Origin of the sequence: Streptomyces sp. NPDC026672, from assembly GCF_040638185.1 — a bacterium.
Classification (GTDB): domain Bacteria; phylum Actinomycetota; class Actinomycetes; order Streptomycetales; family Streptomycetaceae; genus Streptomyces.
Window position 1 is genome coordinate 56,325 of record NZ_JBEZXS010000021.1, and the last position, 19,871, is coordinate 76,195.

At 69.9% G+C, this 19,871-nt stretch carries 15 protein-coding genes; 4 read left to right on the top strand and 11 right to left on the bottom strand.

The features are described from left to right. Positions 1 to 132: 132 nt before the first annotated feature. The 3 genes from AB0F77_RS24075 to AB0F77_RS24085 all read right to left on the bottom strand — a co-directional run bounded on the left by AB0F77_RS24075 (position 133) and on the right by AB0F77_RS24085 (position 5,003). Positions 133 to 2,277: an ATP-binding cassette domain-containing protein gene (locus AB0F77_RS24075; protein ID WP_361952225.1), complete on the bottom strand. Its 2,145-nt coding sequence runs from the start codon at positions 2,275 to 2,277 to the stop codon at positions 133 to 135. Between the two features lie 146 nt (positions 2,278 to 2,423). Continuing rightward, the gene (locus AB0F77_RS24080) at positions 2,424 to 3,182 is read right to left on the bottom strand and encodes an NUDIX hydrolase (RefSeq protein ID WP_361952228.1); all 759 of its coding nucleotides are present in this window, start codon (positions 3,180 to 3,182) and stop codon (positions 2,424 to 2,426) included. A 210-nt stretch (positions 3,183 to 3,392) separates the two neighbouring features. Then, positions 3,393 to 5,003: a DUF4192 domain-containing protein gene (locus tag AB0F77_RS24085; protein WP_361952231.1), complete on the bottom strand. Its 1,611-nt coding sequence runs from the start codon at positions 5,001 to 5,003 to the stop codon at positions 3,393 to 3,395. Between the two features lie 141 nt (positions 5,004 to 5,144). Between AB0F77_RS24085 and AB0F77_RS24090 the strand changes: the two genes are divergently transcribed. Both AB0F77_RS24090 and AB0F77_RS24095 read left to right on the top strand, forming a co-directional pair. Next, positions 5,145 to 7,310: a RecQ family ATP-dependent DNA helicase gene (locus AB0F77_RS24090; protein ID WP_361952234.1), complete on the top strand. Its 2,166-nt coding sequence runs from the start codon at positions 5,145 to 5,147 to the stop codon at positions 7,308 to 7,310. A 284-nt stretch (positions 7,311 to 7,594) separates the two neighbouring features. Then, positions 7,595 to 8,215 (top strand): hypothetical protein, encoded by a 621-nt coding sequence (locus tag AB0F77_RS24095; protein WP_361952237.1) that lies wholly within the window; start codon positions 7,595 to 7,597, stop codon positions 8,213 to 8,215. 273 nt (positions 8,216 to 8,488) lie between these two features. On the opposite strand, the gene AB0F77_RS24100 is transcribed toward AB0F77_RS24095, so the two are convergent. The 3 genes from AB0F77_RS24100 to AB0F77_RS24110 all read right to left on the bottom strand — a co-directional run bounded on the left by AB0F77_RS24100 (position 8,489) and on the right by AB0F77_RS24110 (position 10,597). Beyond that, entirely contained in the window at positions 8,489 to 9,121 is a 633-nt protein-coding gene (locus AB0F77_RS24100; protein ID WP_361952240.1) for a hypothetical protein, read from the bottom strand. Between the two features lie 68 nt (positions 9,122 to 9,189). Beyond that, positions 9,190 to 9,891: a ribonuclease HII gene (locus tag AB0F77_RS24105; RefSeq protein ID WP_361952243.1), complete on the bottom strand. Its 702-nt coding sequence runs from the start codon at positions 9,889 to 9,891 to the stop codon at positions 9,190 to 9,192. An 82-nt stretch (positions 9,892 to 9,973) separates the two neighbouring features. Continuing rightward, positions 9,974 to 10,597, bottom strand: a complete 624-nt coding sequence (locus AB0F77_RS24110) for a TetR/AcrR family transcriptional regulator (RefSeq protein WP_361952246.1) — start codon at positions 10,595 to 10,597, stop codon at positions 9,974 to 9,976. A gap of 186 nt (positions 10,598 to 10,783) precedes the next feature. Here AB0F77_RS24110 and AB0F77_RS24115 point away from each other — a divergent pair, with 186 nt between their 5' ends. After that, the gene (locus tag AB0F77_RS24115; RefSeq protein WP_361952249.1) at positions 10,784 to 12,331 is read left to right on the top strand and encodes an MFS transporter; all 1,548 of its coding nucleotides are present in this window, start codon (positions 10,784 to 10,786) and stop codon (positions 12,329 to 12,331) included. 332 nt (positions 12,332 to 12,663) lie between these two features. Here the strand turns inward: AB0F77_RS24115 and AB0F77_RS24120 are convergent, their stop codons facing one another. The 3 genes from AB0F77_RS24120 to AB0F77_RS24130 form a co-directional block, all read right to left on the bottom strand. Then, positions 12,664 to 13,569 carry an ADP-ribosylglycohydrolase family protein gene (locus AB0F77_RS24120; RefSeq protein WP_361952252.1) on the bottom strand — a complete coding sequence of 302 codons (906 nt, stop codon included), beginning with the start codon at positions 13,567 to 13,569 and terminating at the stop codon, positions 12,664 to 12,666. 32 nt (positions 13,570 to 13,601) lie between these two features. Further along, positions 13,602 to 14,261 (bottom strand): histidine phosphatase family protein, encoded by a 660-nt coding sequence (locus AB0F77_RS24125; protein ID WP_361952255.1) that lies wholly within the window; start codon positions 14,259 to 14,261, stop codon positions 13,602 to 13,604. Between the two features lie 139 nt (positions 14,262 to 14,400). Next, positions 14,401 to 15,006, bottom strand: coding sequence for a YdbC family protein (locus AB0F77_RS24130; protein ID WP_361952258.1), 606 nt, complete (start codon positions 15,004 to 15,006; stop codon positions 14,401 to 14,403). 152 nt (positions 15,007 to 15,158) lie between these two features. On the opposite strand from AB0F77_RS24130, the gene AB0F77_RS24135 reads away from it, so the two are divergent. Further along, the gene (locus AB0F77_RS24135; RefSeq protein WP_361952424.1) at positions 15,159 to 15,692 is read left to right on the top strand and encodes a TerD family protein; all 534 of its coding nucleotides are present in this window, start codon (positions 15,159 to 15,161) and stop codon (positions 15,690 to 15,692) included. A gap of 117 nt (positions 15,693 to 15,809) precedes the next feature. Here the strand turns inward: AB0F77_RS24135 and AB0F77_RS24140 are convergent, their stop codons facing one another. Then, positions 15,810 to 16,490 (bottom strand): DUF6215 domain-containing protein, encoded by a 681-nt coding sequence (locus AB0F77_RS24140; protein ID WP_361952261.1) that lies wholly within the window; start codon positions 16,488 to 16,490, stop codon positions 15,810 to 15,812. A 556-nt stretch (positions 16,491 to 17,046) separates the two neighbouring features. Then, entirely contained in the window at positions 17,047 to 18,864 is a 1,818-nt protein-coding gene (locus AB0F77_RS24145) for a pentapeptide repeat-containing protein (RefSeq protein ID WP_361952263.1), read from the bottom strand. Positions 18,865 to 19,871: the final 1,007 nt, after the last annotated feature.

A 19,871-nucleotide genomic window follows, 5' to 3' on the forward strand; every position in this document is an offset into this window, starting at 1 on the left:
CTTGAGGGCTTTGGTGAAAAGCACACGAAAGGGTGATCGCTCACCCCGTCGCAATTGACGCCTTATCGGAAGGAAACGTCCTCTCTCCGGGGAGTTGTGCTCAGAGGTGGTGCCGAAGCGTACGGACGGTCGTCATCGAACCCTGCTGCGCAGGGTGGTGAGCACATACGCGCACAGCAGGGCGGTCAGCGACAACGTCATTGCGCCGCCGACGGGTTGGGCCAGCACACGGGTCGCCGCCACGAGGTAGTGCTCGCCCCCGAAGGGCCACTGGAGCAGCAGGACTTCCCTCATGCGCATCGGAAACCCGGCCGCCGTGTGCACGGTTGCCCCTTCAAGGGCCTTCTGCACAAGGGGAACCACGACGACGGGTACGGCGACCACGGCGGCGAAACCGCCGGACGTGGACCGGAAGACGCCCGCGGCCAGGACGCCCGCCCAGGCGCAGCCCACCACGAGCCCGAACCAACTCGCGCTCAGCGGGAACCAGTCCGCGGGAACCTGCGCGAGGTCCCGCCCGTACACGACATAGAGCAGTTCGGCGTCGCAGCCCAGGGTCAGGAAGGCCAGCAGCACAGCGGTGCCGCCGGAGACGAGCAGCTTCGCGGTGAGCAGCCCCAGCCGGCGGGGCACGGTGCCGCTGTCCGTCGCCAGGGCGGGGTGGCGGAACTCGTCCCCGAACGCCAGCGCCCCGAGCAACCCGGCGCCGAGCGCCGCGGGCGGCAGCGGCATCTCCCGCGGCCACGCCGCGAACAGCCGCGCCTGCGGGGTGTGCCCGATCCGGGCGAGCAGTACGGCGATGATCGCGGAAAGCACGATCGAGGCGCCGCAGATGAGGAACCCGGAGCCGATGCCGGTGGACCGGCGGATCTCGTAGCGGAGGGGGCGGAGAGGGCTGGGGGCGGGGCGGACGGAGATGGCGGGCGGGAGGGGGGAGGGGGCCCCGGAACCGAGAACGCTCCCCGCTCGCGCGTCGGCGGTGTGCCACAGGCGGACGACCCGCGCGCCGCGCGCCGGTGAGGAGGGTGTGGACGTGGTCGAGGCGGGCGCGGTGCCGTCCTCCGTCTCGGTGGCCCGGGCCGTGGTGGGTGAAGGCTCGGTCGCCGGTGCGGTGTTGGCGGCCTCGGGACCGTCACCGGCCGCCTGCGCACCGCCGGTCAGGACGGTGGAGCGCGATCGTGCCCCCTGGGCGGGGAACGTGCCGGTGAACTGCGACCCGTCCGTCCCCGACGCGCCGTCCACGAGTCGGTCGTGTGTGGACCGCGGGTGTTCCTCCGAGGACGGCTCCTGATCGGTCTGCGACTGGTCCTGTTCGGACACATCGGTGGTGACCGATCGGTGCTGCGTTACCTCCGACCGGTCGGAGGAGTGCGGCTCCCCCGTGGGCATGACTCCCGCGCCGGGCCCCATGTCACCGATCTCGTCGGCGAGTTGGTGGACGAGGATGCTGTGCCGGTAGGCGGTCTCGCCGATGTCGGCGGTGGAACTCCCGTACACCGAGAGCCGGTTGCCGTCCTCCCGCACCACTTCGATGGAGCGCCGCTCGGTACGCGCCTCCTTGGTCAGGACCGCGGCGAGGCGGGTGGCATAGGGGCTGCGCACGGCCACGCGCGGGCGCAGCCGGGTGCGGGCGAACTCCTTGACCTCCTGGTCGGCGACGAGCCTGCCCCGGTCCAGCGTGACGACCTGATCGGCGGCGCGTGCGGCCTCCTTGGGGTCGGCCGTGGCGAACAGCACGGTGCCGCCCTGGGCCGCGTGCGCGCGCATCATGCCGTGCAGCCAGCGGCCTTCACCACCGGACAGCCCTCGCGCGGGGTCATCGAGCACAAGCGTGTGCGGGTCGGGCAACAGGGCACAGGCAAGTCCCAGCCGACGGTCCATGCCGCGCGACAGCGTGCCGAGCCGTTCCTCACGGAGGCTCACGAGGCCGACCGCTTCGAGCACTTCGTCGGCGCGCCGCACCGGGACCCCGGCGGCGGCGCAGAGCATGCCGAGATGGCTGCGGACGGTGCGGGCCGGATGCCCGGGCACGTCGCCCAGGAGCACGCCGACCTCACGTGACGGATGGGACACACGGTGCAGGGGACGGCCTCTGAAGTAGGCGATGCCCCGGCCCTGTTGGAGTTCGAGCATCAGTCTCAGCGCCGTGGTCTTGCCCGCGCCGGATGCTCCCAGGAGCACGGTGACACAACCGGCGCGTGCCTCGAAGGAGACGTCGTCGAGGGCGGGCCGGTGCGACTTACGGGGGGTGCTGGTCAGTCCGAGGGCCTGGATCACCTGAAGCAAGATAGCGCTCGGCGTCCCTTTTTTCGGGTATCAGCCCGTCTGGTCCGCAAGAGTGCGCCTTGGTCGGACTTCTGTTCGCCGCTCGGGAGTTCAGAACGTCGCCCGCTCGCCCGGCCGGGACCTCCGCCGACCCGGCGTCACACCTCGGGACGCAGCATCGGCGGATTGAGCAGAGTGGCACCGCCGGCGCGGAAGAGCTGTGCCGGACGGCCGCCCTGCCGCGTGGTCGTCCCACCGGTCGGCACAAGGAATCCGGGCGTGCCGGTCACCTTGCGGTGGAAGTTGCGCGGGTCGAGCGCGACACCCCACACCGCTTCGTAGACACGGCGCAGCTCGCCCACGGTGAACTCGGCCGGGCAGAACGCGGTGGCCAGCGACGAGTACTCGATCTTGGAGCGCGCCCGCTCCACCCCGTCGGCCAGGATCTGCGCGTGGTCGAAGGCGAGCGGTGCCACCGGTTCACCGGCCCGCCCGTGACCACCCTGCTGGAGCAGTTCCTCGACCGGTGCCCAGCGGGCGTTGCTCGCGTCGCCGCCCGCCCGGGGTGCCGGCAGGTCGGGGGCGAGCGCGAGGTGCGCCACACTGACCACACGCATCCGAGGGTCGCGTTTGGGATCACCGTAGGTCGCGAGCTGTTCGAGGTGCGCGCCGTTGTCCTGGGCAAGGGCCGCGGGGTCGTGGGCACGCAGCCCGGTCTCCTCGGCGAGTTCACGTGCCGCCGCCTGCGCCAGGTCCTCGTCGGCCCGCACGAATCCCCCGGGCAGTGCCCAGCACCCCTGGAACGGGGGCTCGCCCCTGCGTACCGCCAGCGCGCAGAGCGCATGGCGACGCACGGTCAGCACGACCAGGTCAACGGTGACGGCGAACGGCGGAAATGCTGACGGGTCGTAGGGCATGCCGCGATCATAGTCGTCTGCCTGACGATAAACACTCCCTTCGATGGCTGATCCACTGACGTCCGGTATGCCCTCCGTGATCACCGCCCGTTCACGGTCCTTGTCGCGTCGTACGAGGTCACGTGCGTGGTCACCGCCCCTTGGGCACCTGTTCGATCATCTGCGATTCGAGCCGCCCGGCCGCTCGCCGAGGGGTGTCGCCGACGCCGGTCACACCTCCCCTTCCGCTGCGCCGCTTCCCGATTGCGTGCCTTCCGCGGCCGTGGTCTCACGCCGTGTGTCGCCCCGTCGTGTCGTCCGAGCGCGGGGGTCGCCCGGCTTGGGGGTGCTGGGCCGCGTACGGCCGGGGTCCGTGGCCCCCGCGCGGGAGGCGTCGGGACGTGATCGCCGGCCCTCCGCCCGAACGGAACGAGGGTGGGTGTCCGGGCCGTCGCCGGAACGTGTACGGCGGCGCCGCCGTGGGCCGGACTGGCTGGATCCGTCGAGGGGTGCCATGTCAGGCTCGCCCTCGCCCGCATCCGCCGCCACTTCCTCCTCCTGCTTCTCTTCCTCCTCCTGGGATTCGTCCCGCTCCTCGGCTTCGGTCCGCTCCTGGCTTTCGGTTCGCGCCCCGGCTCCGCCTTCCGTGCGCAGGCAGCGGCGGATGGCCTCCGGGTCCAGGCCCTCGTTGCACGCCTGGTGCAGCAGACGTGCGAACAGGTAGTCCTGGTCCGCGCCGAGCGCCATGGCGAGGGCTTCCCGGGCCTCCAGGTCGTCGCCGCTCGACCAGGCCACCCAGCCGGCGAGGGTGAGCGGAGCGGCAGCGTGTTCGCCGTACGGTCCCACGCAGCGGCGGGCGAGTGCTCGCCACAGGCGCAGTGCGGGTCCGGCGTCGTCGCCCTCCATCCAGGCCGCGGCCCGGTCGCGCGTCGTACGGTCCTGGAGACCGAGGATCAGGACGGCCGCTTCCTCGTGCGTGAGCAGTTCGTCGTCGCGCAGGTCGGCCGGGAGGGTGCCGGACACGGGCGGGGTCTCGGCGAACCGGCCGAGGACGTGTTCGGCCAGGTCGAGCGTCTCCCGGGCCACCTCGGCGCGGCTCACCTCGTCGAGGATGCGGGGCACGAGGCTCATGCCCATGGCGTCGAGGGCGATCTCCTGTTCCAGAGCCGCCGAGGTCTCCCAGGGGAGGAGCCGGGCACGCAGTTCGCGCAGGGTTCCGCGGACCTGGATTCCGGCGTAGGTCGCCGCGGCGGCGAGGACGGAGGTGCCGGGCAGGCCCATGGGCGATCCGTTGTCGGGGCAGCAGTCCTCGCTGGGGCAGCAGTAGGACCAGAAGCGGCCGTCGGAGATGCACAGGGCCTCGATGACAGGTACGTCGAGGCGGCCGCACTCCGTCCTGAGCAGTTGGGCGAGCGGCCGCAGGCGTGTCATCACGTCACGGCCGGACTCGCCCTTGGCCGGTTCCTGGCAGACGTACGCGACCATCTGCTCGGGCCGGACTCCCCTGCGTTCGCTCCCGGCGACCAGGCCCTGGGCCAGCTGGCGCGCGGCCGATTCCCAGTCGTCCTTGCCGGTGGGAATGCCCAGTCGGGCCCGGCCGCCGAACCGGCCTCGTCCGTCCCGGTCGTTGAGGGCCACCAGGACGATGCTGTCCTCGGGGCGGTATCCGAGCAGATACGGCAGGGCGTCCGCGAGTTCGGCGGGGGTGCGCAGGGTGACCTGGTTGTCGTGGGCGGTGCGCACGCCGGGCAGGTTCCCGCCCGCGACTCCGTCGTTCGAGATGCCGTCCTTCGCGATGCCGTCGTTTTCGGAGGGTCCGGTCGTTTCGCTATGATTCGTCATGCGCAGACGATCTCGCGGATCTCATGATTCCGCTTGGGCCTGTGGACAAGTCCGGGCAGGGACACGACATGCGGGTCCCCGCGAACCCCGCTTCGTCCACAGGCGGCCGCCGATGTCGCCGCCGTCCTGTTGTATGGACGCATGGAGCACACGAGCAACGCGGATCTCCGGGCGCAGGCCGACACCGTCCTGGCCCGTCTCGTCGGGGACACCACGGGCACGGCCCGGCTGCGCGAGGACCAGTGGCGCGCGATCGAGGCACTGGTCGCCGACGGCCGCAGAGCCCTGGTGGTGCAGCGGACGGGGTGGGGCAAGTCCGCCGTGTACTTCGTGGCGACCTCGCTGCTGCGGGCCCGGGGCAGCGGCCCAACCGTGATCGTCTCCCCGCTCCTCGCCCTCATGCGCAACCAGGTGGACGCCGCGGCGCGGGCCGGCATCCACGCCCGCACGATCAATTCGGCGAACACGGAGGAGTGGGACGCCGTCCAGGACGAGATCGCGTCGGGTGAGGTCGACGTCCTGCTCGTGAGTCCGGAGCGTCTCAACAACCCCGACTTCCGCGACCAGGTACTGCCCAAGCTGTCCGCCGCGACCGGGCTGCTCGTGGTGGACGAGGCGCACTGCATCTCCGACTGGGGCCACGACTTCCGGCCCGACTACCGGCGGCTGCGCACCATGCTCGCCGACCTCCCGCCCGGCGTGCCCGTCCTGGCCACCACCGCCACGGCCAACGCCCGCGTGACCGCCGACGTCGCGGAACAGCTCGGCACCGGGGGCGGGTCCGACGCCCTGGTGCTGCGCGGCCCCCTCGACCGGGAGAGCCTGACGCTCGGTGTGCTTCGCCTGCCGGACGCGGCGCACCGGATGGCCTGGCTGGCCGATCACCTCGACGACCTGCCGGGCTCGGGCATCATCTACACACTCACCGTGGCCACCGCCGAGGAGGTGACCGCCTTCCTCCGCCAGCGCGGCCACGCCGTCGCCTCGTACACGGGGAAGACGGAGAACACCGAGCGTCAGCAGGCGGAGGACGATCTCCTCGCCAACCGGGTCAAGGCGCTGGTGGCCACGTCCGCGCTCGGGATGGGCTTCGACAAGCCGGACCTGGGCTTCGTGGTCCACCTCGGCTCGCCGTCCTCCCCCATCGCCTACTACCAGCAGGTCGGCCGCGCGGGCCGCGGTGTCGAGCACGCCGAGGTGCTGCTGCTGCCGGGCAAGGAGGACGAGGCGATCTGGGAGTACTTCGCGTCGCTGGCCTTCCCGTCCGAGGAACTGGTGCGCCGCACGCTGGACGTCCTCGCCGGTGCGGACCGCCCCCTGTCGCTGCCGGCCCTTGAGCCCCTGGTCGAACTGCGCCGCTCCCGGCTGGAAACGATGCTGAAGGTCCTCGACGTGGACGGGGCGGTCAAGAGGGTCAAGGGCGGCTGGATCGCCACGGGCCGCCCGTGGACCTATGACGCCGAACGCTACGACTGGGTGGCGCGACAGCGGAAGGCCGAGCAGCAGGCCATGCGCGAGTACGCGTCCACCACGGGCTGCCGGATGGAATATCTGCAACGGCAGCTGGACGACGAGGGCGCCAAGCCCTGCGGCCGCTGCGACAACTGCGCGGGCGCCCGCTTCACCGCGGACACCTCGGGGGCCGCGCTGGACGCCGCGCGTGTCGATCTGGGGCGCGCGGGCGTGGAGGTGGAGCCGCGGCGCATGTGGCCGACAGGGCTGCCTGCCATCGGCATCGACCTCAAGGGACGCATCTCCCCCTCCGAACAAGCGGCCCCCGGGCGCGCGTTGGGGCGGCTGTCGGACATCGGCTGGGGCAACCGCCTGCGGCCGATGCTCGCACCACAGGCGCACGACGGGGCCGTGCCCGACGACGTGGCGAAGGCCGTGGTCGGTGTGCTGGCCGACTGGGCGAAGGGGCCGGGGGGCTGGGCGCCCGGCGCTCCCGACGGACAGCCCCGCCCGGTGGGTGTAGTGACCCTGCCCTCCCGGACCCGGCCGGACCTGATCCGGTCCCTCGGCGCGCGTATCGCGGAGATCGGCCGCCTGCCCCTGCTGGGCTCCCTGGAATACGCCGGGGACGAGGTACGGGTCCCCCGCAGCAACAGCGCCCAGCGGCTCAAGGCCCTCGACGGCGCCCTGGCCGTACCGCCGCCCCTCGCCGACGCCCTCGTCCAAGCACAGGGACCCGTACTGCTCGTGGACGACAGCACCGAGACCGGCTGGACGCTGGCGGTCGCGGCGAGGCTGCTCAGAAAAGCGGGCGCGCAGGGGGTGCTGCCGTTGGTGCTGGCGGTTCAGGGCTGAGCCTCCGGTTCGCCGGGGCCTTACCTCGTGCGTGACGTGTGAATGTGTGGTGCCGGAACACCCCAGCGGTCACCGGGCGCCCTCCGGAGCAGGGATATAAGCCGCGCACCACCAGATAGCAGGCGGTGACTTCAATTGCTCGTTGCCGCATCCAAGTTCGACAGGAAGAATTGAAGTCCGCTCCCCGCACGGCTCGTCCGTGATCCGGTTGGGCTTTGCTGCGGTGTGCGCTCCCCCGAATCCGACCCCGCCCGCAGTGTGGGCGCGTAGCCGAAGGGAGGAACGTGACCTTCGGATTCGCTCCGTCCTCGGCGGCATCGTTGTCCACGTCCGCGTCCACCGCTTCCGCCAGTCGCCTGCTCGAACCGGCGGAGTGGGCAGCCGCCGGAATACCGCTGCTGCGCAATCCGCGTGAGGTCGTCAGCGGGTTGCACACCCGGCACCGCCCGAGACCGTCGACCGCGGTCGTGGCCGTCCTCGACCCGGAGGAACGGCTGCTGGCGAGTGCCTCGTTCACGCGCCGCCAGACGTCGGCCGACGGCTGGCAGTCCCGCAACGCGCTCCTGGCGCATCTGCGCCGGGTCATCCCGCACGACCTGCGCCGCCGCACCCCGGTGCGTACCGCGGTGTTGCTCTACTGCCGTGAGGGGGACGCGCGTTGGACGGAGGAGGACGGTGCCTGGATGTGGGGGCTGCGTGACGCCTGTACCTTGCACGGGCTGCGCTGCGGGGCGTACATCACCCTGACCCGCGACGGCTGGCAGGTGCTCGGCGAGGGGCGCGGCGGCCGCCGTCCGCACTCGACCTCGACGCCGGAGCCCTTCGCCACCTCGGAGGTCCCGCCCCCTGTGCCCCTGACGGGCGGCGTCGCCTCCGAGGTGCTGCGCCGGGCGGCGGCTCGCTGAGACGGCCGGTTCGGCGTCGTGCCGACGGCCGTGTGCGTCATGTCCGTGTGCCGGCTGCCGTGATCGAGTGGGTCCTGACCACTGGAACATGGCAGCCCGCCGGCCGCACCGGAAACGGCGACTGCCGCAACCGCTCATCTCCCCGAGCCGCTCGTCCGCCACGCGGAAACGGTGAGCACCACTGGTCCGGGCATGCCAAAAGCACCGCTGTGCCGTGTGCGGCGACAGCGGCGCCCTCGTCACGCCCGGTGCCCCGGACGTGCCGGGCGCGGTTCAGACGCCCGTGCCCAGCACCGAGTTGATCTGCTGCGGGTCGCCGCAGACGATCAGCAGGGCACCGGCCCTGGCATGGGCCAGCGGAAGAACGGTGGCAGCAGCGGTGGCGGGACCACCGTTGACGGCGACCACGACCACGGGACGGGACGCGGCACGGGAGGCCACGGTGGCGTCCGTGTAGAAGACGTCGTCGCCGGCGTCGTGCTGCGCCCAGTAGGAGGCTTCGCCGAAGGACATCTCGTGCTCGGCCCACGGGTGTGTCGTACCGGTGGTGAGCACCAGTACGTCACCGGGGGCGCGGCCCGACTCCAGGAGCATGTCCACCGCCTCGTCGGCGGCGTCGAGGGCGCCCTCGGCCGAAGCGGGGATCAGCTGGATCTGGGGGGACGCCGCAGGAGCGGCGGGAGCGGCCGGACCCTGGGGGCCCGGCTTGGCGGCGGCCGTGTCACGCGGTGTGCGTTGCACCGGCGACGCGGGCCGGAGAGGCCCGGGACGACCGGGACGCGACGGAGCCGCGGGGCGGGGGCCGGGTACGGGACGGGGGGTCGGCGCGGTGCGGCCACTGGCCGGCGTGGCGCGGGGACCCTGGGCACTCTCGTGAATCTGAGGCTCCTCGGGAATGAGAGGCATGAGCTGATATTTATCAAACATTGGTGCGGCCGGCGGAGCCGGGGGGCACATCAGTGCGAACAGAACCGTCAGAAGTCGAAGCCGAGCTGGCCCTCGATCTCCGGAACGTTTCCATCCGCCCAGCTGCGGGCCTTCTTGAGGTGCCGCCACTGGGGCAGCGCATCAAGATACGCCCACGACAATCGGTGGTACGGGGTGGGGCCCTGCAACTCCAGCGCGGCCTTGTGCACGGGTGACGGATACCCGGCATTGTCCGCAAAACCGAAGTCTGCATGGTCGATACCCAGTTCGGCCATCATTTTGTCGCGCTGAACCTTGGCGATCACGGACGCCGCCGCCACGGCGACGCAGGAGCGGTCTCCCTTGATCACCGTACGGACCTGCCAGGGTGTTCCGAGGTAGTCGTGCTTCCCGTCGAGGATCACGGCTTCGGGACGGACGGGCAGCGCCTCCAGAGCGCGGCTCGCCGCGAGTCGGAGCGCCGCCGTCATCCCCAGGCCGTCGATCTCCTCGGGGGAGGCATGCCCGAGGGCGTAGGCCGTCACCCACGTCCGCAGGATTCCGGCGAGTTCGGTACGCCGCTTGATGGTGAGGAGTTTGGAGTCGGTGAGGCCCTCGGGCGGCCGGCGGAGGCCGGTGACCGCCGCGCAGACGGTGACGGGTCCGGCCCAGGCGCCGCGCCCCACCTCGTCGACACCGGCAATGACCTTCGCTCCGGTCGTGGCTCTGAGGGAGCGCTCGACAGTGTGAGTAGGTGGTTCGTACAGCATGGCGCCCTTAGCGTACGCCGCCCGGATCCCCGAGCGACACCCCGCCCATCGCTTCCGACCTCGGGATCTCCCGGCCCCGGAATCAGGCCGCGCCGAACCGCAGCAGCGGGACCATCAACTGGTCAATCATCTGCTCCAGGTCCTGGTCGTCCCATTCGCTGGCGCACACCTTGGAGCGGTACATCATCATCGCCGGAATCGCGTCGAAGACATAGCCGTTGGCGGCGTCGGGACGCACCTCACCCCGCTCTATTCCACGGGTGATGATGACGCGGAGCAGCTCGATCACCGGCTCGATGACACTGCCGAAGATCAGGTTATGGAAGCGCTCGACCTGGAACGGGTCGCATTCGTGAATGATGGAGCGGAGGGCGGATCCCGGGCGCGAGTACATGGCCTCCCGCGCCTGGCGGCACAATTCCAGGAGGTCGTCCCGCACGTTCCCGAGGTCGGGCACCTCTTCCATCTGCGGCAGCCCCGCCTGCAGGGCGTCGGCGACAAGCGCCTCCTTCGAGGGCCAGCGGCGATAGACGGCGGCCTTGCCGGTCTGTGCGCCGGCGGCGACACCCTCCATGGTCAGGGCGTTCCAGCCGACCGTACTGAGCTGATCCAGCGCGGCGTCCAGGATCGCGCGTTCGAGCACCGCGCCGCGCCGGCGGGGAGCGGCCGTCTGAGCGGGGGCGGCCGTCCAGCGCGAGGTAACCATCGAGTCTCTCCAGCGAGCAGTGGAATCGGGGATTCCGGTACAGGGCAATTCGGCAAGCGGAATCGGTGGGGAATCCGACACACAGCCAGGACTTAAGTGAACGCTTGCGTTCTCTGTCGGGGACTCACTACGGTGGGCGTGACAGTGAACGCGAGCGTTCACTAACGCCTTTGTGGGGGACCCATAGTGACAACCTCTCAGCTGATCAAAGACGACATACCAGGAGCGGCACGCCGACAGGGCCATCCCGGCATCGCGCTCGCCGTCATCGCGGCCTGCCAACTCATGGTGGTACTCGACGCGACGATTGTGAACATCGCGCTCCCGCACATTCAAGAAGCGCTCCGGTTCAGCACGACGGACCTCACCTGGGTGGTCAGCGCCTACACGCTCACCTTCGGCGGTCTGCTCCTGCTCGGCGCGCGGGCCGGTGACATCCTCGGCCGACGCCGGGTGTTCATGGCCGGCATCCTGCTGTTCTCGGTCGCCTCGCTGCTCGGCGGTCTCGCCCAGGAGCCCTGGCAACTGCTCGCCGCGCGCGCCCTCCAGGGGGTGGGCGGCGCCATCGCGTCGCCGACGTCGCTGGCGCTCATCACCACCACGTTCCCCGAAGGCCCTGAGCGCAACCGGGCGTTCGGCGTCTTCGCCGCGGTGTCCGCGGGCGGCGGCGCCGTCGGCCTGCTCGCCGGCGGCATGCTGACCGACTGGCTGGACTGGCGCTGGGTGCTCTTCGTCAACGTCCCGATCGGCCTGCTGATCGTCGTGCTGACACCGCTCTACATCGGCGAGTCCGAACGGCACCCGGGGCGCTTCGACATCGCCGGAGCGGTGACCTCCACGCTGGGCATGGCGGCCCTCGTCTACGGCTTCATCCGGGCCGCCGAGAAGGGCTGGAGCAACGGTCTGACCCTCGGTTCCTTCGGCGCCGCCGTGGTCCTGCTGGTGGCCTTCGTCTTCACGGAGATGCGGGCGAAGGAGCCGATCACCCCGCTGAAGATGTTCGCCGACCGCAACCGCTCCGGCACCTATGTGATCATGCTGAGCCTGGCCGCGGCGATGTTCGGCATGTTCTTCTACATCGTGCTGTTCGTGCAGAACGTGCTCGGCTACAGCGCGATCAAGGCCGGTCTCGCCTTCCTGCCGGTGACCTTCGCCATCGCCGTGGGCGCGGGCCTGTCGCAGCGCTTCCTGCCCACGCTCGGCCCCAAGCCCTTCATGCTGGCCGGTTCGGCGCTCGCCGCGATCGGACTCACCTGGCAGGCCTTCATCAATCCCGACAGCTCCTACGTCGGGGGCATCCTCGGCCCGATGCTCGTGTTCAGTTTCGGGATGGGCCTCAACTTCGTGACCGTGACCGTCACCGCGGTCTCCGGAGTGGCCCAGCACGAGGCGGGCGCGGCGTCCGGACTGCTCAACGCCACGCAGCAGGTGGGCGGTTCGCTCGGCCTGTCCATCCTGACGACCGTCTTCGGCACGGCCAGCAAGGACGAGGCGAAGAACCAGCTGCCCAAGTTCCTCGCGGGCGGCACGGCGGAGCAGAAGGCGGAGTTCGCCAAGACCCACCAGTTGCCGGGGCCCTGGGGGCACGAGGTGCTGGCGCACGGCATCTCGACCGCCTTCGTCCCGGCGGCCGCGATGGCCGTGCTCGCCCTGGCCACGGCCTGGCTGGTGATCAAGGTCCGCAAGAGCGACCTCGATGCCCTGTCCGGCGTGGCGGGCCCGGGGATCGGCTGAGCCGACAGGCTCCGCACCAGACCGCGGATGGCCGGATCGCACCCGGGGGACGGACGGCAAGGGTGCCGGTCCGGCCATCCGCGCCTCGACCACGATCATCAGGGTCGCGAGCACGAGCAGCGTCAGTGCCAGCGGCATCGCTCCACCCCCTGTCATCGGTCTGACCTCCGGTCCATGCGCACCCATGCGTCGCACGGCTGATGACAGGACAACGCGCCGCGGTCACGCACAGTTCCCGTCGGACACGGAGAGTTTCAGTCCGGCCGGAACATCGGCCTCCCGTGGCCGACTTCGTCGAGCGGAAGCCCTCCGGCACCACACTCCGCGGGCCGTCAGCCGGCCGTGTGCACCCACTCCGGCAGCGACTCCGTGCGGTCCGTCCACGCCGTCGGCGGCGCGCCCGCCCGTGCCGCCGCGAGTACGCCGCCCACGATGGCGCAGGTGGTGTCCACGTCCCCGCCGACCTCGGCGGTCGTCCAGAACGCCGTCTCGTAGTCGCCGAGGGCCCGTGCCGCCGACCAGAGGGCGAAGGGGACGGTGTCATGGGCGCTGGTGCGCCGTCCGCAGCCGAGCACGGCCGCGACGGTGCCCGCGTCGTCGTAGTCCAGCATGTCCCGCGCCCGTCGCAGTCCCGCGCCCACGGCGCTCCTGGGCACCAGCGCGACGACGCCGTCGATCAGTGCCTCGGGACTCGGCGGGCCGCCCGGGGCGGCGGCGAGCGCGGCGGCCGCGGCGACGGCCATGGCGCCGACCACCGCCTCGCGGTGCTGGTGCGTGGGGTACGCCGAGATCTCCGCCTGGTGCGTCGCCTGCTCCGGGTCGTCCGCGTACCAGGCCCCGAGCGGCGCGATCCGCATGGCGGCACCGTTGCCCCAGGACCCCTGCCCGTTGAAGAGGGCGGACGCCAGTTCGCGCCAGTCGCCGCCCTCCCGGACGAGGCGCAGCAGCCGGTTGACCGCCGGGCCGTAGCCGCGGTCGAAGTCGTGGCGCTCGGCGAAGGAGCGCGCGAGGGCGTCCTGGTCGATGCGCCGGTGGGCGGCGAGGACGGCGACCACCGAGCAGGCCATCTCCGTGTCGTCCGTCCACTGCCAGGAACCCGGCGGCAGTTCGCGGCGCTTCAGCAGCGGGCGGTTGGCCGGGACGAAGAACTGGGAGCCCAGCGCGTCTCCCACGGACAGTCCGCGCAGGCTGCTCAGCGCGCGGTCCAGGCGCCCGGAAAATGAGGATTCAGCGGTCATCGCCCTGCCACCTTAACCGGTGGCCCGGTGCGTCAACCGGTGATCCAGTTCGGCTCGGGGTCCCGCCAGCGATCGAAGGGCCGGTCGAGCGTGTACCTGCCGTCGTCGCCGAGGACGAGCATCCGCATCTCGGCGTTGTCCGGGTTGGAGAGCGACTCGAACTCCGCGACCGTCCAGTGGAACCAGCGCATGCAGAACAGCCGCATGGCCAGGCCGTGGGTGACCAGAAGCACGTTCGGGGGGTGGTCGGGCGCCTCGAAGCTGCGGAACAGGCTCTCCAGGAAGCCGCCGACCCGGTCGTACACGTCGGCGCCGGACTCGCCCTGCGGGAAGCGGAAGAAGAAGTGCCCGTACGCGTCCCTGTACGCCTTCTGGAGGCGTACGTCGTCGCGGTCCTGCCAGTTGCCCCAGTCCTGTTCGCGCAGCCGGGGCTCCTCGCGCACCCGTATCCGCTCGGGGTCGAGGTGGAAGGCGCGAAGGGTCTCGTGGGTGCGGCGGTACGGGGAGACGTACACGCTCACGGGCTCGCGCCCGAACACCTCCCGGACGCGTTTTCCGGTCTCCTCCGCCTGCTGCCACCCACGCGCGGTGAGGGCGAGGGCATGGTCGGGTTCCCGCTCGTACACGGAGTCATCAACATTGCCCGTTGACTCGCCGTGCCGGACAAGGACGATGCGCCGTGGTCGTGCCATGCCAAAACCCTAGATCGGGTGACGGTCGTACGCGGAGCCGTACGGGGTCCATACGGCGTAGATCACACGAATCCTGCACCTGAGACCACAATAGGGCGCACGATCGGCGGGTCCGGAGCCGAACTCGCGGATCCGGTCGTCACACCGTCCAGGTGGGTTCCAGGTCCACGATGTCGCCCGTGAGCCGTGCCACGTCGGCTTCGGTCTGGGCGCGCAGGGCAAGCCGTTCGATGCGTTCCGTGCGGTACTTGCCGTGCTCGGCGGCGGCCCGCCACATCGACAGGACGAGGAACTCGTGCTCGGGCGCCTCGCCGAACATGCCGCGGATCATGCCGGGCGAGCCGGCCATCGCGGGGTTCCAGACCTTCTCCTGCATCAGCGTGAAGTGCTCGACGCGCTCCTCGTGGATGCGGCAGTGGGCCACGCGGATCAGGTCGGAGTCGGTGAACCGGGGCTCGAATCCCGTCTTCACGTCGAAGCGGTACTCGAACAGCTTGACCTGGCTGTCCTTGAAGGTGCCCGACTGGGCCGCGGCGAGCCGGTCGTGCGAGCGGGCCATGAAGGAGTCGTAGAAGGCACGGCTCTCCCAGAAGGCGAAGACGTGGGCGACACCGGGACGCTGCCTGCTCCAGCCCCCGCCCTGTCCACGAAACCCCGGCTCCCCCAGAAGCCCCGCCCACTTTCGCTGCCCCCGCTCGAAGCCTCGGCGGTCCACCACGGTGCAGCGAATCCACTTGACCAGCACCGCGCCATCGTAAGGCCACCGGGCGTGGCGCCGGTCACGCTCCGGCGGAGATCGCGTGCGCATATGCCGCCGTGTACGTGGCACGATGGACAACGAGCCCCGACTGTCCAGGAGTTGGGACCATGGAGAGATCAGGGGGAAGGGGAGACCTGGTGACCGGCTTCAGCAAGGGGATCCGCAAGGCCGAGATCGGGTTGAAGTGGGACCCGAGTCCGACGGGACAGCCGCCGACCGATCTGGACCTGGTCGCCGCGACCTACGGGGCGGGTGATCCGTACGGGAGGCCCGCGTATCTGGTGCACTTCGACAGCCGTTCGCCCGACGGCACGATCTCCCTCAACCGGGACAGCAAGGACGGCAAGGGCTTCGGCTGGGACGAGGTCATGACCGTCGAACTCGGCCGACTCGACGTCCGCTACACGCGCGTGGTGGTGGGTGTCGTCATCCAGCAGCGGACCGAGGACCGGACGTTCGTCAACGTGCTGAATCCGGCCGTGCGGATATCGGAGGGGTACACCGTGCTCGCCGAGGACGACTTCGGTGCGGTCCTCGGGGCGACGGCGGCGACGGTCGCGGAGTTCGTGCGTGACGAGGAGGACGGCTGGGTGTTCCGGCCCTCCGTGCGCGGCTACGACGACGATCCGGCGACCTTCACGCGGGACATGGGCGGGCTGGGCCGCTCCTGACGTCCGTGCCGTGGGCGCGCGCCGACGGATGAGCACGTAGGACGGACGGCCGGTCCGTCCCGCGTGCTCGCGCCCGAGGCGCGCCGCCACGAGCCCCGGTGGCCGCGGGACTTGCGGTCACCCGGCGTCCCAGCCCGGGATCGTGGGCAGCACCTTTTCGGCCACCCGCAGCAGGACCGCGTCGTCGGGCGGCACATCGTCCTGGCGCCAGACGGCGATCTCGAAGGTGCCGCCGCCGTCCTTCGGGTCCCTGGCCACGACGAGGCCGCGGGCGATGCCGCCCGGACCGCTGTCGGCCTCGCGTCCGTGGAACCGGATGGCGATGGTGCGGTTCGAGTACAGGACCGCGGGGTGCCCCAGAATCGTTCTTTCCTCCGCCCTCGCGCCCAGGATGCCGGTCAGGCCGGCGACCGGGAGATCGTCGTCGGACGCGCTGAGCCTCACGGAGTAGGTCGTCAGCGTGACGGTCGCCTCGGGCGTGGTGATCCTGGTGCCGCCCGCGAGGTCGAACGAGCTCTCGTCGCCGTCGGCGGTCTCGGCGTACTCCTGCGGCGTGCCGAGCAGGGACGGCAGGTCGGGACGGTTCAGGGCGGCGCACAGCCGCGGTCCGGAGACACGCCGGGACGACGGACTGTCGTGCGGCGCCGGGCACACGGCCGGTTCCCGCTCGTCGCCGGTCCCGACGTATTCGTCATGGGCCCACAGCCCGCCCAGGACCCCGCCGACCACCAGTACCGCCGCGAGCACCTGGGCCCCGGTGTTGACGCTCTTCCCCGGCTCGTGCGCCACGTCCGTCATGTCCCCTCCCCCGTGCGCACCCGATGTGCGCCGGGGGAGCGTAACCGGTGATCACCGCGCCGCACACCGGGATTCGCCCCGCCCCCGAAACGCCGGAGGGTGGTGACACCGGAACCCCGGTGCCACCACCCCGACCAGCCGATTCACGCCCGAGGGGCGGAAGGGATACTGGCGGAGAGCACTTATTCCTGACGTGCGCTATTCGCCAGCTCCCTGCTCTTGGTGTGGAAGGGGCCTCAGCTTGAAGGCCGACGCCACAGACTCGACCAACCATGCAAGCCGACCGTCCCGGGCAGCGAGTCCTTCACACACTGCGTCACACCGGCTCCTCCATGTCTGTCCACTACGTGGGGTACACAGTTCGGTGCGTCATAGCACGCCCTCAGACCAGGATCGTCGGGACCCACCGATGCTGATGAATCAGATACCGCAAGATTGGTGTCAGTAGATGTGGCTGTGGCTGTGGCCCTGAGATCCACAGCCACTGGGAGCTGAACTGACCTGTGTGCTCGCTTCATCCCGAGCCGCCGCACTGGTCCTTGTGCGGTCCGGGACGTCAGCGTTTGACGCGGCTACGGACTGCCAGAACCGCGAGGCCGAGGAGAACCGGTTCGGTGAGGCGGGAGAGCATTTCGGTGTAGGTGCCGAAGGTGGTCAAGTCTTGGCCAGAAGAACGGAAGACCACCGAGTTGATCACCACCCGTACCGCCTTATCGAACCGTTCGGTGGTGACCCGTTCACTCAACGGGCCGGTGGGGTTGCGCGGGTCGGGTGTGTCGGTGGTGAGTTTTAGGTTCTGACCGGCACTCACCTGCTGACCGGTGGTCTGCAGTTTCGGGTCGTCGACGGGCAGACCCCACAGCACCATCGCCATGATCGTGGCGGCCATGGCCGTCACCAGCCACGCCAGGGCGCGCGTAGCGCGCAGTCCGTAGCCCGACAGTGCCCAGTAGGCGGTTAGGAGTACCCGTTCACCGAAGGGGCGGGTAGTGTCATGGCGACGCATCTCGCATTCGCCATAGTAGAAGTCGGCAGCGTCCGGTTCGTTCTTACCATCCTCGATGGACTTGCGCAGTTGCCGGTACAAGGCGGCCACCGCCGCTGGCTTCAGCTCGGGCGCGTCCTGTGGCGGGAACATCCAGCCAGGGGCGACGGCCGAGCTGGAGTGGCGGGCGGTGCGCACCCGCCAGTAATGCTCTTCGGTAAGCGTGTTGCGTCGACTCCACCGCCAGGGGAAGCGCCGGCTCCAGCCGGTGGGAGTGGTAGCGAAGGTGCACCAGCCGTCCACCCTCATCTGGTCCAGATGCACAGCGCCCGCCAGGCGGCACCGCTTTAGGTCGATGTCGTGCAGCGCCAGGTAGGCGGCATCCACCCCGCCCACCGATGCCAGGCGCACACCGGGCTTCTCTCCAGACAGCTGCGCCTCCGATAGCGGGGCACCCGATGCAGGGCGAACAAAAGGGTCGGGGCGAGCAGCGACCAGCATCGGATATTCCAAGACCGCATCCCTCAGGTCCAGTTCGGCGTAGCGCAGGTGCAGAGTGGCGGTTGACACCCACCGTGTGCGCGCACAACTCACATGCCGGGCACCGATCTCCACCGTCACCGGCCGCTGGAACACCGCACCGTCCAACACCACCCGCTTTCCGCACATCAGCGGCCCCAAGTGTGGCGCCACTTCAAACCGTGCCCCGCTGAAGTTGAGGTCACCGGAGAACGTGGCCTCGGCGAACCCCGCCATACCTTCGAAGGCCGCCACCTTGAACTCGGTGCCGCCTTCAAACCTCGCCCCGCCAAAGTCGGCCTCACTGCAGAAGGTCACCTCGTTGAACCCAACGCCGGCTTCAAAGGTTGCTCCGCCAAATTCGGCGTCACGGATGAAGGTGGCCGTGCCAAACTGGGCGGGCCCAGAGAACGTCGAACGGTCGAACTCAGCGGTCCCAGAGAACGTCGCCGAACGGAAACGCGCAGTCCCAGAGAACGTGGCCGAACTGAACCTTGCTGGCCCAGAGAACGTTGCCCCGCCGAACAGCGCAGCTCCTGAGAACGTCGCCCCCTTGAATTGGGCGGTCCCTGAGAACGCCGTCAGGCTGAAGCGGGCCTCGCTGGAGAAGACCGCATCACGGAATCCAGCACCGCTGGAGAACGTCGCCTGGTTGAACCGAGTCTCGCCGGAGAACGTCGCCTGGCCGAAGCGGGCAGGCCCGGAGAACGTCGCCCCCTCGAAGTGAGCGGATCCCGAGAACGTCGCCTCACCAAACCGGGCAACACCAGCGAACGTCGCCCCCTCGAACCGGGCCTCACCGGAGAAAAATGCGCTGTAGAACCGTGCGTCGCCCGAAAAGGTCGCCTGCTCGAACCGGGCGTCGCCCACGTGAGGGCTGTTGGTGGTGGGGTCGGCTGCCAGTGCGTCAAGTAGCCGGCTCAGCAGTTCAGGGGTGAAAGAGGTACCGCGGTGGTCTACGTCGGCTCCAGGCGACAGAGCCGCGAAGTAGGCAATGCGATCAGTCTCGGACAAATGGGCCAAGCACGCGGGAAATCCACTGACCTGGATGCCTCGGCAGCCGACCGGGTCGGTGCCGTGGCCGCAGTGCCGCCAGTGCTGCGGAGGTGAGGGCCGGGCAGGGCTTGCTGACGTCATGCATTAAGGACGATCTGCATGCCCAAGCGGTTGCCCAGCCTCCCGTTCGAAGGTGCCGTTCCTCACCGAGATAGAGCTCACCGTCACACGGCAGGGGGCTCGTTCGGCGACAGTCGATGGGTTTGGAGCGCGTGGTCAAAGCCGTCTGACCTCCGCGCAGTCGAACCCAGGTGTCTCGCTCACACGCGAACAGGGGACGCGAAACGCAGTCCCGCATCAGACCCAACCACAAGCCATCAAGAAGCCCGTGAGCAGAAGTGCCGAAATCCCAGATCACCACCTTTGACCAGCATTTTCACAATCTTGACGGCGCCCGGGCGCTAATGCAGAGCGCCTACTGCTGACGCTTCGTTGTCTTCTGCAGATCCTCTGCACGATCGGCCAGGTACCCGGCCCAGTCACGCTTAGCGAAGCGAACCCACCGAACAGCCGTGTTGATATGCATGCCGAAGAGTTCTGCAATCACGGGTGCCGGCAGGTCAGCCGCAAGGGACATTCGAGCAGCGTTGCGAGCACCCGGAGGCGTGATTCCAAATTTCTTCAACCTCCGAGCCAGGGTTCCAGCGGCAAGGTGCATGCCAGCCCGCCTTCCCGGGAACAACCAACGCGACGACCCTACGGTTGCTCCAATCACCGACAAATTCCGGGGAGAGTCAGCGAGTTCCATCACTAGGCATGCGGGCTGCGGAGGTAAAAGCAATGGCTTCTTACCGAGAGAAACGTAAGTCTCCCCATCCGCC